Below are 13,733 nucleotides of genomic sequence, written 5' to 3'. Positions count from 1 at the left end.
GTTCGGTCCGCTCCTCCCTGGAGGCCGAGGCGAGGACTCTCTCGCGTTAGAACATCGGTTCAGCCCAGATGTACTCCCAGGAATCGACATGGACGTCGCGCACCCAAACCGCCTTCGAAGAGCTGTTGCGCAGAATCTCTTCGGCCTGCTCGGCGGTCACCGGCTCGGCGTCGGTGGCCGGCAGCTCCCCGTCGGTCACGGTGTACTCGCGCCGGCCGCCCGGGATCCTGTCCTGCGCCTCCCGCAGCTGCTCGATCCTCTGCGGCACACCTGCCGCCACGATCCGGGCGACCGGGCTGAGCTCGGGGTCGCCGAACACAGGCGGGTGCAGGGACAGAGGGGAACGAGCTCGGCGAGGTAGCCCATACCTCGGCGACGCACCTCCGGCAGCCGCCTTCCGACAGATCCCGGACGAACGCCGACTGGCGGCCGGCCGAAGTTGGTGAAGACGGCGATCAGCGGGCGGCGACGTCCTGTCCCGTTGACACGTGGTCCCTTAGAGATCGCGCAGGAACGGGACCAGCGTCCGGGTCAGCTCGTTGCGGTCGGGCGCGGCGAACAGCGGGTCCAGGTGGTTCATCCTCTTGTCGCCCGCGTAGGTGGCGCGGGGGATCCGGGAGTGCTCGACCACCCAGCGGGCCGCGGTCAGCTGGGTGCCCTTGTCGAGCCCGGTCTCGAAGGCGTACAGCGGCACGTTCACCTCGCGGGTGTGCCACAGCCGCAGGCCGAGCAGCTTGGCCGACTCGGTGTCGGCGTAGGGGTCGACGGCGTCCAGGTCGATGCTGAGCCGCTTGGGCCAGTACCACTCGAACGTGGACGGCTTCGGCCCTGCCATCGCCTCGGCGACCCGGTTGAGCGGGGTCATCCCGTCGTCGATCCAGTCGCCGTCCTCGCCCAGCCTCCCGGACACCACCGCCAGCGCGGGAGACGTGCCCGGGGCCGCCTGGACCAGCCAGCCGAGCAGTCCCGCGTTCGTCACCGGGCGCGGCGGGCGCAGCTTCTCGGGGAGCCTGCCGGCCAGCACCGACGGCTCGTGCGGGGCGCGGTGGGCGTACCAGGCGACGAGCTGGTACCAGATGGCCGCCGACTCCGGCTTGGCGCCCAGCCCGGTGCCCAGTGACAGGCCGCTCTCGAACGGCTCGCCCTTGTCCAGCTCGGCCAGGCGGGCCTTGATCTCCTCCGGCGAGTTGTGTATTTCGCCGCCCTCTCCCGCGAACGCACCGTGCACGCCGCCGTCGATCAGCACCAGCCCGTCCAGGTCCTTGTAGCCGGGCCTGCCGTGGAAGTCCCACGCGGCGTAGGCCAGGGCGGTCGTCGCGCCCCACGAGTGCCCACCGAGCACGACCTGCCGTCTGCCGTGATCGGAGGCCTTCAGCACCACGTCGCGCAGATCGTCCAGCGTCTGGCGGAGCCCTATCTGCTTGGTCTCACTCGGGCGCTTGTAGCCCCGGTCAAGGTAGTACGTGGCGGGGTCCTCGGTACGGAAACCGGTGAGGTCGGCCAGCGCTGCCTCCCTGCGGTCGACCGCCCACACCTGTGTGCCGGGCGTACCGGCCGCCAGGTCCCTGGCCAGTTCGCGGAACCCGTTGGCCGCGCCGTACCAGCCCGAGACCAGCACCACCACCTTCTTGGCGTTGGGGTCACCGACCTTCAGCACGTGCGTGTCATCGATGGAGATGTACGGCTCGGCTGTGCTTGCGGCGTGGGCCTCCGATGCGCCGCCGAACACCAGCAGCCCGGCTACGGCGGCGGCAAGCAGTTTCTTGTTCATCCAGAAACCTCCCTTTTGTCGCCAGGAAGGAGCGCCCGCGACTCTCGGAGGTTCCTGTGATTCAGCCCACAGACCTTCTGGTCGATGCGGCATGCCCGCCTGTCCGTCCAGCCGTTGGGAAATCTGGAGCGCCCATGACCGGCGATTCATCACTCCGCTCCTGGGCAGACCGCATGGTCCTATCAGGATGGAGAGGAGAAACGTCGTGAACGGCGAGATGCATCAGGATCGGATGACTCGGCGGTTGTGGCCCGGTGGCCCGGAGGTGGGCGCGGTCGGGCTCGGCTGCATGGGGATGACGTGGGCATACGGTGACTCCCCCGACGCCGAGGACCCCCGTACCGTCATCGGGCGGGCGCTGGACCTGGGCGTGAACTTCCTCGACACCGCCGACGTGTACGGACCCTTCACCAACGAGGAGACCGTCGGCAGGGCCATCGCCGGACGGCGGGAGGAGGTCGTGCTCGCCACCAAGGGCGGCAACGTCGCGCGGACCACCGAGAACGGCGCGCCCGCCCTGCCCGTGCCGGACGGAAGGCCCGAGCATCTGCGCGCGGCCGTCGACGCCTCGCTCCGGCGGCTGGGCGTGGACCATGTCGACCTGTACTACCTGCACCGCCCTGACCCCGAGGTGCCGGTCGAGGAGAGTGTCGGCGCCCTGGCCGAGATGGTGGCCGCGGGCAAGGCGCTGGCCGTGGGGGTCTCGGAGTTCAGCCTGGAACAGCTCGACCGGGCGCAGGCCGTCCACCCGATCAAGGCCGTGCAGTCGGAGCTGTCCCTGTGGACGAGAGACCACCTGTCCACGTCGCTGGAGTGGTGCGCCCGCCACGACGCCGCCTTTGTCGCCTACTCCCCGCTCGGCCGCGGTTTCCTGACCGGCCGCTTCCGTGAGGCCGGCTTCTCCCCGGACGACTACCGCTCCCGCAACCCCCGCTTCCAGGAGGAGAACCTGAAGGCCAACCTGGTCATCGTGGACGCGGTCGAGCGGATCGCCGCACGGCACCAGGCCACCGCGGCCCAGGTCGCCCTCGCCTGGACGCTCGCCCAGGGAGAGCGCGTCGTCCCGATTCCGGGGAGCCGGCGTCGCTCACGCGTGGAGGAGAACGCCGCCGCGGCACGCCTCAGACTCACCCCGGAAGACCTCGCGGATCTGGACGCGTTGCCCGCACCGGTCGGCAGCCGGTACTGACACGCCGACTCCAGGAGGGGTGGGCCGGAAGTCCCGACAATCGCCCGCAATACAGAGTAGTCGGGCGTTGTGGGGCAGGGCATCTCGTACCGGAGCGGTGGGTGACGTGGATGTGGGTTGGGATGCCGCCGTATGGCATGGACATGTACGTCTACAAGTCGCCCTCGGTTCTCAGGGGCTTCGCAGACGCTCGCCGGTGGCCGGAGCGCTGTGGAGGCGCCGGAAATCCACATCACGCCCGAGCGTCTGCAAGACTCCGGAAACCATGAAGATCTTGTGGATCGTCTGCGTCCTGGTTCTGGCGGGCTGCACGGCAGCTCCGGCGCGCACCGTGCCGAGGACTCCGGCGGCGAGCACGACCCCCGTCGCGTCGCCCGAAGAGAGCGACCTCGACGACGAGGAGGGTACCTCTGACGACAGCGCCACCACGGTGCTCGACGTGGCGGTGGCGGGCCCGGAGGCGGCCTGGGCGGTCGGCTATGCCGTAAGCGCGGAGGACGAGCCGTCCGTCGGCGTGCTCCTGCGGATGGACCGCGACGGGTGGCGTGTCGACCAGCGTCTGCACGAGCGATTCCCCGACGCGATCGACTCCATCGTGTCGGGCGTGGACGCCGACGGACCGAACCAGGTCTGGGCAGTCGGTGACACCGGCGACCTCGACGAGGATTCCGAGGAGGTGCGGCTCCCCTACGCCCTGCGCTGGGACGGCCGGCGTTGGAGGACGTTCGGACCTGCCCAGCTCCCGAAGGTCGGCGCGCTGGCCGACGTCGCCGTGGACGGTTCGCGGGCGTTCCTGATCGGCAGGCGCGGGAAAGGCAAGAGGTCCGTCCCCGTCCTCGTGACCTGGAACGGCAGGCGTTTCGGCAAGCAGGAAGCCCCGCGCGGAGGCACATTCCACGCCGTGGACGCGGGAGCCGGGCAGGTCTGGATCGCGGGCAGCTCCTCCAGCGGGCGATGCGCTGATTCGCGCCCGGCGATCTGGCACAGTGCGACTCCCGGCAGTGCGCCGGTGGAGATGCGGCTGCCCGCGCTGGGCCAGGGCATGCTCCGGCACATCTGGCAGAACCGGCCGTCCGACGTGTGGGCCGTGGGTGAGCGCGGCACCTCGGGGGACTGTGACGAGTACGGCACAGGCGAACCACTGATCCTGCACTGGAACGGAAGCTCCTGGACGCAGGTCGAACCCCCCAGGTGGAAGGGCTCGCTGTACGGCGTCGCCGCCGTCGGCGAGGACGACGTGTGGGTGGTGGGTTACGAAGAGGACGTGACGTCCGAAGTCACGTTGCTGCACTACGACGGGCGGCGGTGGAAGCGCAAGGCCGGGTACACCGAAGGCGGCTCGAACGTCTCCGGCCTCGCCCGGGTCGACGCCAACCTGCTGCTGGCCACCGGGGACCGCTGAGCCGACCGTTCTCTCCGAAGTGAGACGGCTTCCCGATCGGCCTCCATCGACACCTGTTCAAGAGGGGCGTTGGCCCGGGGGGTACGAGGGGGTTGGGGTGATCGCTTCCCAACCCCTTGGCTACCGGACTGCCTCATGATCTCGGCTCTTGGGCCGGTCGTCGTTGTCCTTTCAGGGGCTTTCGAACTTGGTTCGTCCTGGTTGGGGCGTGTGGAGTGGGTGCTTGGGAAGGCTCGGGTGGTGTCAGGCCGCTGACGGAGCGTGGTGAACACGCTGTCGGGCATGGCGAACCCGGCGGTTGGGCCGCGTTGACGGCTTCGGGCGGTGGATGTGGCGCCCTTGGTCGAGGAAGTGGTCCTTGGCGACGGTGACGAGCAGCGCGACCAGGACGGTCTGGGCGGCGCGTCCGTGGGCGAGCCGGTTCTTGGGGCTGCGGAGGCCAAGATCGTGTCCCCTTGATCCTGCCGTTGAGGCCCTCGGTGTTGGCCCGGACTTGTAGGTTCCGATCCAGGCAGGACTGAGGCAGGCCAGGTCCTGGCGGAATTTGTCGAGGTGGCCGAGGTCGTCCTTGCGGACGGTGATGGTGTGTTGGTGGCAGATTCTCGGCAGTTCGCCAGTCTTCGGGTCGGGCTGCGAGGAAGGACGCGGGGTTTGGCCGTCGGGTAAGCGCCTCGTTGCCGGGTGTGGGTGAGGTCGACCGCCGTGGGCCGGTTGGGTCCGCGCTGGTGGAGGCGGTCGAAGCGGGGCAGGTGACCGACCGGGGAGATGTCTGCTCTGCGGCCCAGGGCGATCCGCGAACGGGCGGGAGGCGGGGTCACCCCTTGGGCGTTGGGCCTTCGAGCGATACCGGCGTCCAATCAGCGGTGCGGACCAGTTCTCTCAGCCCGACGCTTGCCGGCAGAAGCCGCATCGTGGTGTTGCGCGCCATGATGACCAGCCTGTTCTCCAGCTGTGCTCCCATCCGCCCGACCCGACGGACGTTCCGCGCGACGGCCTGGGTCCGCGGTCGCCGCGCGTGATCGTAGCGGGCGAGCGCGGAGACCGGATCGGGTCCGGCTCTCAGCTCGGCGGCAAGGACGACGGCGTCCTCGAGCGCCATGCCGGCCCCCTGCCCGAGGTGTGGCTGCATCGCGTGGGCCGCGTCCCCGATCAGGACCGTCCTGCCGCGGACATAGCTCGGCAGCGGGGCGACCAGGTCGAAGATGTCGTGGCGCAGCACGGCCTCGGGCGGCGTGGCCGCGAGCACGGCCGGTATGGGATCATGCCAGGAGCCGAATCGCGCCCGTACTTCTCCGAGTTCATCGGCGTACCGCGTGCCCCGTGACGCATTGGCCAGGGCGTGCCACTCTATCCGTCCGCCGCTCAGCGATGAGAAGCCGAACTCCATGCCACGGCCCCAGGTCTGATCGATGCCTTGCGAGGATTCGACAGATTCGCTCGTCACGCCCCGCCAGACGGTCGCACCGCTGTAGGCCGTGCCGGAATGCTCCGGCCACACCTGTGACCGCACCCAGCTGTTCAGCCCGTCGGCTCCGATGACGATGTCCGCGTCGAGTACGGCGTCGCCGTCCGAGGTGGTGAAGTGGACGCGGGCTCCCGTGCCGTCCCGCTCCAGCGCTCTGATCAGCGCGCCCGGCACCAGGGCGTCGGACGGCAGGGCCTGGGCCAGCACGTTGTGCAGCTCGGGACGGAGAAACGAGTAGACCGCCGTCCCCAGTCGGTCCTCGATGGCGGCGCCATCCATGGGTGTCAGCAGCCGGCCTGATGGGGCGGAGATCCTGCCGCCGGACTGACGGTGCCCGACGTCGCGTACGGCAGCGCCCATTCCCAGCGTGTCGAGCGCACGCAATCCGTTGGCCAGCAGCGAGATGCCCGCCCCGATCGCCCCGAACACGGGAGCCCTCTCCAGTACCGTGACCCGCCATCCGATGCGCCGCAGCCCGACGGCGGCGGCCAGCCCCGCGATGCCGCCACCGACGACGATCGCCGATCTCTCGTCCATGACACTCCCTTCTACATTTGTAGAAGAGGATACTACGCATGTAGAAGGGAGAGGGAGAGCAAGAGATGACGGAGCACCGGGATCGCCGCGCCGTACTGGCCGACGCGGCCATCGAGCTGGTGGCCGCGCGCGGGATACGCGGGCTCACCCATCGCGCGGTCGACGCCCAGGCAGAGATGCCCCCCGGCACCACCTCGGCCTACTACCGGACGTGGAAAGCCCTGCTCACCGGGCTGGTCCGGCGACTCGCCGACCTGGACAGGGCCGACCTGGAACGCCGCGCCCTGGCAGCGGAAGGACCACTCCTGGGGGAGCCGCAGAACATTCCCGTGACCGCGGACGGGGTGAACCGTCTGGCCGAGGCCACGGCCGCGGTCATCGACCATTGGCTCAGCGCGGGCCGCACCCGCACACTCGCTCGCCACGTCTGTGCTCTTGAGTCCGCCCATGACCCCGAATTGCGTGAACTGCTGGCCCCGCACAACGACGCCGCGCGAGCATCGGCGAGCGCGTTCCTGGCTCGTGCCGGAGTTCGGGACGCCGACCGCCGTGGTCGCGACTACGTCGCATGCATCAACGGACTGATCCTCGACCGCCTCGTCGGCGTGGGAGCGTCCATCGCGCCAATCCCCGGCACCCAGGAGAGCAGAGACGAACTCCACCAGAGCATCCGCTCGCTGCTGGAGGCCATGATCCGGCCTGAGGGCAGCCGATAGGCGGGAGCCGTCCCCGACCTGATCGAGGACGTGCAAGCCCAGGTCTACGAGGTGCGCCGCGTCCACCTGCGGCTCGATCGGCCGGACCCGGAGCTCGGCCGGTGCCGCTCGATCGTGCGGCCGCTCCACTCGTACTGTACGACCCAGCGAGCGCGGAGATTCCGTGCTGTCCGCCGCCACGCTGCTGTTCGCCGGGCCTGACGATGCGCCTGAGACCGGGGTGGGCGAAGTCGAGGAAACGCCCGGCGGCATTCCTCGTGATCCTCCGCACGGAGCACGCCGACCTCAGCGCCGCAGCCTTCAACCACACCTACGCCCGGGGGCGCTCCAGCGGGCCGCGAGCTGGTGCCGGCAATGGGAACACGCGAGGGGTGCATGTAGCAGGTCACCGAGCAAGAGAGCTTCGTCATGTACGTCGTGGACAGCCTCTCAAGACCTGCAGGTAATGGTCATTTCTGCGAGAGCTCCCCACTCGGGTGCACGACGCGACGGCTCGGCGGACGCGACACCTCAGGCTCGCCGGATGCGGGGCACCGGCCTGTCGCAGGAGGGCGGGCGGCCAGTTGGCGGAGAAGCGGGCTCGTCCCTCAGCAGGAGGCAGGCCACGTGAGGGCTGCTCATAGTTGACGGCATGACGCGCAGATCCTTACGGCGGGCCCTGCCCCGCGCCCTCACCGCGGGGGCCCTCGCCATCGCCCTGGTCGCGACCTCCGGCTTCACGCCCGCGAGCGCCACCCCGATCATCGACGTCCCGCTGCTCGACGACTACGACGCCGAATCGCTGGCGAACCTCCCCGCCGTCGGCGGTCTGGAGTACCTGGAGCAGCGATACGCGCCGACCGACACCTGCTCACCGGTCGGCACCGGGCCCGGCGGACCGCTGTTCTGGGGGGACGACAAACCCAACCAGTTCCGTCAGGGCATCCCACGACCGGGGCAGAGAGTCGTGAAGATCGTCATCATGGGCGACTCGTACATGTCCGGAGAGGGGGCGGGAGACTACTTCAACAGGCGCGGCTTCCTGCCCGAGCCCATGCGCTTCCTGCCAGGGCCCAACGGTGGACGCGTCCCGGCCGAAGGGCACACCACGGCCGACTACGAGACCGACTTCCGTCACCGTTCGGCCAACGCCGCGGTCCTGCAGGCCATCGACCAGCTGCGCCGCGCCAACCCCGAGGTGTTCTTCGACGTCCGATTCAACGCCTCCTCCGGCGCCGCCTCCGAGCACTTCTTCGTCGGACAGAACGACCACGGCCGCGTCAATCCGCCGCAGAACGAGGGACTGGACGAGGCCACCGACCTGGTGATCTCCGGCTTCGGCGGCAACGACGCCGACTTCGGGCCCAGGCTGGCGGCCGTACTCGAGAAGGGGGACGCCTTCAGCGGCATCGAGGCGCGGAACGCGCCCCTGTTGAACACCACCCGAACCTCGGCACAGGAATGGGCCGACTCGGAACCGCCACGTCCACCGTTCGTCCGCCCGCTGACGCAACCGTCGACCCTGTCGGCTCGGCTGGTGCAGCTTGTGCGAGCGATGCGCGCCGCCACCAGCGGCAAGGCCAGGATCATGATGGTCAACTATCCCCAGGGGGCCGCAGACGGCCTCCTGCCGTTGGGACTCATGGGATGGCTGGTACGGAAGTATGACCACAAGTCGTACTGGGAGAAACTCCGCGCTCTGTCACCGCAGGTGACCGCTTCCATCAAAAAGGCGCAGCAGGTCCTGGCCGACCACGGAATCGCCGCCGACATGCTGGACATCGAGAACGCCTTCACCGGCCACGAGCTGGGGACCAAGGCGCCCTACATCCGCAATGTCAACTTCGCCCTCGGCGCGGGAGGTGACACCTTCAACAGCAGACAGCAGACAGGGCATCCCAACAAGCAAGGGCAGAAGGTACTGGCGGGCCACTACGCCCTGATGATCGCGGGTGAGCTCGGGCTGCGCCTCAAGGCATCCGACGGGGCGCCTCCACCGGCCAGGGCGGCGCAGCCGTGCGACCCCGACCGCAGTGACCGTCACTACCTGCCCGCCACGGCCACCCAGGGCGGCGGGTCGACCGGCGGCACCGGCGGCGGGGGAGGCGGCACCAGCACCCCCAACGTGGGCCCGCGTTCGACCATGACCTACGTCAACATCGACCCGCCGCTGTCCCAGCCCACGAATCCCGGCCCCCGTCCCACCCCCGCCAACCCGCAACCCTCCCCCGGGACGCCGGACCCGGCGACCCCTCGATGGACCATCTATCCGGTCGACACCGTCCAGCCCACCACACCGGCCATCTCCTTCGACCTGACCCAGCCGCTGCCCTACCTGTGGCCTGTTGGCGGTGGGTCGAGCCCTTACCGCGACGTCTTCGAGGTGAAGATCAACGCCGCCCAGCTCATGCAGTGAGGATCACCACCGACCGGATCCGCACCTGCTGAAGACCCACCCGCCCTGACCGAGGGCCCCCCTGTTGAGTGCCCTCGGAGACAATCGCCGCGCTGCGCTCGGCCGACGCCGCCGCGGTGGCGTCGCTGGTCACCGGATGCGCGCCGGCGAACTGAAGAGTCTCAAGGACGGGCGGGTGGAACGCACAGCCGGCCAGTGGGTGATCCGCTTCCGGCTCAAGGGCGGCGCCGTCATCGTGGTGCCACTACCTGAGGTGGCCATGGCGTTGCTGCGGCCGCTGGTGACCAGCCACAAAGCTGGGCGACCTGCTGCTGCAGCGCGCGACGGCCGCAGCTTCGACCGCTGGCGGCAGCAGACCGCGCTACGCCGCCCGTGCCACCGACCTGTACATGGCGAAGCCGACCCCGCACATCCTCCGCGCCCCCGCCGCCATCCTCCCGCTCGCCATGGGCGTCCCGGTGGAGAAGGTCCAGGCACTGCTGGGACACACCTCCCCCGTCACCGCGCAGCGCTACGACCGGCCGCGGTCGTAGCCGGACGAGCACGCCGTGCACCGGCTCACCGAGCTGCTCACCCGGCAAACGTGGCCGCCTCGGTCAGGTGATCCCCGCACCGCGGCGACCATCCGCGCCGCTCGACGGCGCAGCTCGAGCTGTCTACGAGTGGGCGCGACCTGGCCGGACCGGGGACCTCGGAAGATCGCTTCCCGCGTCAGGAGCGATCGTTTCCGAACCGGACCGGGGCGATGGCGGCGGGCGGCCTCGAGGAGGCCATCAGGGCCCGGCCCTTGCTTTCGACGTTCCAGCGGTCGGCGAAGTGCAGGCCGGTACGAGGCGCTTCGTGCGACCATGATCCCTGTGATTTGGGGGACGGCGTACCGCTTGATGCTGATAGCGGCTGCCATGGTTGGCCTGTTCTATACCTGGATGGGGCTGGGCAGCCCGCTGAACCCGCTCGTGCTCTTCACCGTGCAGAGCAATCTGCTGCTCATCGGGTTCTACTCCTGGAAAGTGGTCGGCAGATGGCGCCCCTCTGCTGAGCTCAAGGGAGCTGTGACGCTCTACATCGTGATCACTGGGCTGGTCTGGCACTTTCTACGCATGCGTGGAGCGAGTCCCTTTGAACACCTCTCCCTGCACGGCTACGGTCTGGGCAACTTCCTCCTCCACTATGTGACGCCCGTCATGGCTGTGATCGACTGGCTGTTCCTCGACCGGAGCGCTCCTCGGCCAAGATGGGCGGCCGCTGTCCGATGGCTGGTCTACCCGATGGCATATCTAGCCTTCGCCCTGGTCAGAGGCGCCCTACTGCCCCCAGACGCGTGGAAGCGGTATCCCTATCCCTTTCTGGATGTGGACAAGTTCGGGTACGACGGGGTGGCGCTCATGGCGCTGGCGCTGGCCGTGTGCTTCGTACTGCTCGGAGACGGGTTGATAGCCCTGCGCAGCCTGGCCGATCACGCCAGTCGTAGGCTCGCGGCCTTCACCCCTTCGGCTCCCGCCGACACCGCGGACCCTGCTGCTCCAGCGAGGCGCTGAGACCATGGGATTCGCACTTCACCCGCGTCACGCGCAGGCGTGAGCCGGCCCGTGCCCTCGATGAGTGATTTGCGGAGTCGGCTACTATAAGTCACGTTGTTCCACCTCAGGCTGAGGGGCCCGCGACGTCACCACCAGTGACGGAGCCAGTGGAGCGGCCCGGCGAGTTCCTCCACGCCGGGCGAGCGGGCCCCGTGGATCTTTCCCTTTCAGGACACCTCCTCTGGGCTCGTGCTCATTCGATCAGAGATGTCAAAGGAAAGAACCTTGGCCCGCTTCGACACCATCGTCGCTCTTCGCCTGGCGAAGGCGCTGCTCACCTTCACCGTCGGCGGCTTCGCGCTGCTCGTCGTGTTCGGCAACCTCACCGACTACGGCACGAACTTCGAGTTCGTCCGGCACGTGCTGGCCATGGACGCGCAGAAGCCCGAGCTCGCCGCGGTCAGCCAGATCAACTACCGCGCCATCCCGTGGACGTGGGCGCACCACGTCGCCTACCTCGGCGTCATCCTCACCGAGGCGGTCATCATGGTGACCTGCCTGGTGTCGGCCTGGCAGCAGGTCAGGGCCGTCGGCCGCGACGACGCCGCCTTCCAGCGGTCCAAGCGAATGGGGCGTCGTCGGCTGCACGGTCGCCCTGCTGCTGTGGTTCTTCGGCTTCCAGGCCATCGGCGGCGAATGGTTCGGCATGTGGATGAACGGCACCTGGAACGGCATCCCCGACGCGGTACGGCTGTGCACGTACATCGGGATCGTGCTGATCTTCCTCAGCCTCCGCAACGACACCCGCGAGAGCGCCTGAGCGGACCGGCGGCCTCCGTCATGGCTGGACGCCGCCGTGACGGAGGCCGTTCAGCAGGAGGGTGAGCAGGCGGTCGGCCCGAGCCGGGCTGTCGGGGGCGTCCTGGGCGGCCCAGGCGATCGCGCCGACCATCCTCAGCACGTCCGCGTCGTCCGCCTCGGCGGCGATCACGCGCGACCGCCGTGCCCTCGCCAGCAACGCGGCTCCCAGCTCGAACATCTGCGCATGCCAGCTCGACACCGGGTCGGTCTCGCGATCGAGCGCCGAGTTCATCACGGCTGCCGACAGACCTCGATAGGTCAGGCCGTGCCCGAGCGCGGCACGCAACCACGTGGACAACGCGTCGAACGCGTCCTCGGCCGTCAGCAGCCGGTGGCCGAGGTCGACCAGTCCGGCCATCTGCTCGGCGAGCACCGCCTCGATGAGATCCAGCCGGGTGGGGAAATGCCGATAGAGCGTCCCGCTGGCCACCCCTGCCCGCCGGGCGATCTCGTCGAGGGAGGCGTCGACGCCGACAGATCAAGACAGAACCGACATCACCGACCTGATCCATCTGCACGGCCACCTCACCGACGACGGCGAGCTGGACCGAGCCGACGAGCTGTTCGCCCCGGACGTCATCTATGACCTGGCCGACTTCGGCCTCGGCTCCCTGCACGGGATCGCCGCCATCCGCACGGCCGCGCTCGCCTTGGGCGACGCCAACCCGGTCGGCCATCACGTCACCAACATCGTGATCACGCAGATCGACGATCGTTCGGCTCGGGTCCGGTCCAAGGGAATCGGCGTCAAGGCCGACGGAACGGCCGGCAGCGTCGTCTACGACGACGTCCTCACCCGCCGACCCGACGGCTGGAGGATCAGCCACCGCAGGGTGACCGCCAGGCGGGCGGCGCTCGACGAGCAGGACGCCGGCCCGCGTGCGGTGCTGGAGCGCTGGCGCCGAGCCGCCGTCGCGCAGTCCGCCGACGACCTGCGGGACGTCTACGCCCTCGACGCGGTCCACGAGTTCCCGTTCACCGGCCCGGGTCTGCCGTCCCGGCTCGCGGGCCGGGACGAGATCGTGAACTGGATCACCGCGGGCTGGCAGCGCCACCCGCTGAAGTACGAGCGCTACCGCACCCTGGCCATCCATGACACCGACGATCCGGGAACGATCGTCGTCGAGCAGGAAGCCGTCGGGACCAGCGCGACCACCGGGGAGTTCGCGCTGCCCAACCTCCTCGTGCTCACCGTTCAGCATGGGCGGATCACCCGTCTGCGCGACTACGTCAACCTCCCGGCAGCCGCAGCCGCGATGGGCGGGGAGAGCTGAACGCGGCTTGTCCGGATGAACCCGGAGCTCAGCGCATCCGGGACAACGTGAAGGAGCCCCGGCCGGAGGTCCGGCCGGGGCTCGCTGTCCCTGGTTCCGACGGCTAGAGCGTGATGCTCCAGGTGTCCAGGAAGCCGGTGTCACCGGCGTAGACGTCCCTGATGTCGAGCGTCCAGGTGCCGGCGGCCTGCTGGCTGACCGGGACCGAGAAGGTCCTGGTGCCGTACTGCGTGCAGCTGGTGCCACCGTAGGCGTCGACCAGGTAGTAGGTGCCGTTCGGGCCGCGGAGCCGGATGTTCAGGTCCTCGGCGCAGGTGTGGCTGATCGTGATGGACAACTTGACCGGGGAGATCGCGGTGCCCGTCGCGGTGGACGTGATCGGGCTCCGGGCGGTGGAGTAGTCCCTGATCTGGTAGTCGGTGTTGTTGGTGAACGTGCGGCCGGGGTTGCCGGTGCCGACCGTGAGCGTGTAGGTCGCGGTGTGCGTGGTGGAGCCGGTGCCGGTCACGGTGATCGGGTAGGTGCCCTGGGCCGTGGAGGCGCCGACCGACAGGGTCAGCGTGGAGGAGTTGCCGGAGGTCACCGAGGCCGGGTTGAAGCTGG

At 69.2% G+C, this 13,733-nt stretch carries 13 protein-coding genes and 2 pseudogenes; 9 read left to right on the top strand and 6 right to left on the bottom strand.

The features are described 5' to 3' along the window. Positions 1–46: 46 nt before the first annotated feature. Together ABZ459_RS49775 and ABZ459_RS49770 are read right to left on the bottom strand one after the other, a co-directional pair. Positions 47–319: a hypothetical protein gene (locus ABZ459_RS49775; protein ID WP_357987561.1), complete on the bottom strand. Its 273-nt coding sequence runs from the start codon at positions 317–319 to the stop codon at positions 47–49. Between the two features lie 177 nt (positions 320–496). Beyond that, the gene (locus ABZ459_RS49770; RefSeq protein WP_357987558.1) at positions 497–1,771 is read right to left on the bottom strand and encodes an alpha/beta fold hydrolase; all 1,275 of its coding nucleotides are present in this window, start codon (positions 1,769–1,771) and stop codon (positions 497–499) included. Positions 1,772–2,003: 232 nt separating this feature from the next. On the opposite strand from ABZ459_RS49770, the gene ABZ459_RS49765 reads away from it, so the two are divergent. Together ABZ459_RS49765 and ABZ459_RS49760 are read left to right on the top strand one after the other, a co-directional pair. Beyond that, positions 2,004–2,960 (top strand): aldo/keto reductase, encoded by a 957-nt coding sequence (locus ABZ459_RS49765; protein ID WP_357987555.1) that lies wholly within the window; start codon positions 2,004–2,006, stop codon positions 2,958–2,960. Between the two features lie 265 nt (positions 2,961–3,225). Continuing rightward, on the top strand, positions 3,226–4,362 hold the full coding sequence (locus ABZ459_RS49760; RefSeq protein WP_357987552.1) for a hypothetical protein: 1,137 nt from the start codon (positions 3,226–3,228) through the stop codon (positions 4,360–4,362). Positions 4,363–5,176: 814 nt separating this feature from the next. On the opposite strand, the gene ABZ459_RS49755 is transcribed toward ABZ459_RS49760, so the two are convergent. Then, a complete protein-coding gene (locus ABZ459_RS49755) occupies positions 5,177–6,364 on the bottom strand; it encodes an FAD-dependent monooxygenase (RefSeq protein WP_357987549.1) in 1,188 nt (395 codons plus the stop codon). A gap of 65 nt (positions 6,365–6,429) precedes the next feature. Between ABZ459_RS49755 and ABZ459_RS49750 the strand changes: the two genes are divergently transcribed. The 6 genes and pseudogenes from ABZ459_RS49750 (at position 6,430) to ABZ459_RS49725 (ending at position 11,815) form a co-directional block, all read left to right on the top strand. Continuing rightward, positions 6,430–7,080, top strand: a complete 651-nt coding sequence (locus ABZ459_RS49750) for a hypothetical protein (RefSeq protein ID WP_357987546.1) — start codon at positions 6,430–6,432, stop codon at positions 7,078–7,080. A 631-nt stretch (positions 7,081–7,711) separates the two neighbouring features. Next, the gene (locus ABZ459_RS49745) at positions 7,712–9,475 is read left to right on the top strand and encodes a hypothetical protein (RefSeq protein WP_357987543.1); all 1,764 of its coding nucleotides are present in this window, start codon (positions 7,712–7,714) and stop codon (positions 9,473–9,475) included. Positions 9,476–9,771: 296 nt separating this feature from the next. Continuing rightward, positions 9,772–10,008 carry a tyrosine-type recombinase/integrase gene (locus ABZ459_RS49740; protein WP_357987674.1) on the top strand — a complete coding sequence of 79 codons (237 nt, stop codon included), beginning with the start codon at positions 9,772–9,774 and terminating at the stop codon, positions 10,006–10,008. 315 nt (positions 10,009–10,323) lie between these two features. After that, the gene (locus tag ABZ459_RS49735; RefSeq protein ID WP_357987540.1) at positions 10,324–11,013 is read left to right on the top strand and encodes a Pr6Pr family membrane protein; all 690 of its coding nucleotides are present in this window, start codon (positions 10,324–10,326) and stop codon (positions 11,011–11,013) included. A 249-nt stretch (positions 11,014–11,262) separates the two neighbouring features. Continuing rightward, positions 11,263–11,565, top strand: a pseudogene (locus tag ABZ459_RS49730) (DUF2165 family protein); the annotation flags it as partial. A gap of 85 nt (positions 11,566–11,650) precedes the next feature. Then, on the top strand, positions 11,651–11,815 hold the full coding sequence (locus ABZ459_RS49725) for a DUF2165 family protein (RefSeq protein ID WP_357987671.1): 165 nt from the start codon (positions 11,651–11,653) through the stop codon (positions 11,813–11,815). Positions 11,816–11,833: 18 nt separating this feature from the next. On the opposite strand, the gene ABZ459_RS49720 is transcribed toward ABZ459_RS49725, so the two are convergent. Beyond that, positions 11,834–12,214, bottom strand: a complete 381-nt coding sequence (locus ABZ459_RS49720) for a hypothetical protein (RefSeq protein ID WP_357987668.1) — start codon at positions 12,212–12,214, stop codon at positions 11,834–11,836. A gap of 24 nt (positions 12,215–12,238) precedes the next feature. Continuing rightward, positions 12,239–12,310 (bottom strand): annotated as a pseudogene (locus tag ABZ459_RS49715) (TetR family transcriptional regulator); the annotation flags it as partial. On the opposite strand from ABZ459_RS49715, the gene ABZ459_RS49710 reads away from it, so the two are divergent. Beyond that, positions 12,279–13,130: a nuclear transport factor 2 family protein gene (locus ABZ459_RS49710; RefSeq protein ID WP_357987665.1), complete on the top strand. Its 852-nt coding sequence runs from the start codon at positions 12,279–12,281 to the stop codon at positions 13,128–13,130. The pseudogene ABZ459_RS49715 and the gene ABZ459_RS49710 overlap by 32 nt on opposite strands. A gap of 103 nt (positions 13,131–13,233) precedes the next feature. Here ABZ459_RS49710 and ABZ459_RS49705 read toward each other — a convergent pair. After that, positions 13,234–13,733: proprotein convertase P-domain-containing protein (locus tag ABZ459_RS49705; RefSeq protein ID WP_357987537.1), on the bottom strand; the 500-nt coding region annotated here is incomplete at its 5' end.

Origin of the sequence: Nonomuraea sp. NPDC005692 (assembly GCF_040631115.1) — a bacterium.
In the GTDB taxonomy this organism is placed as follows: Bacteria; Actinomycetota; Actinomycetes; order Streptosporangiales; family Streptosporangiaceae; genus Nonomuraea.
This window is presented reverse-complemented; position numbering and strand designations above follow the sequence as displayed.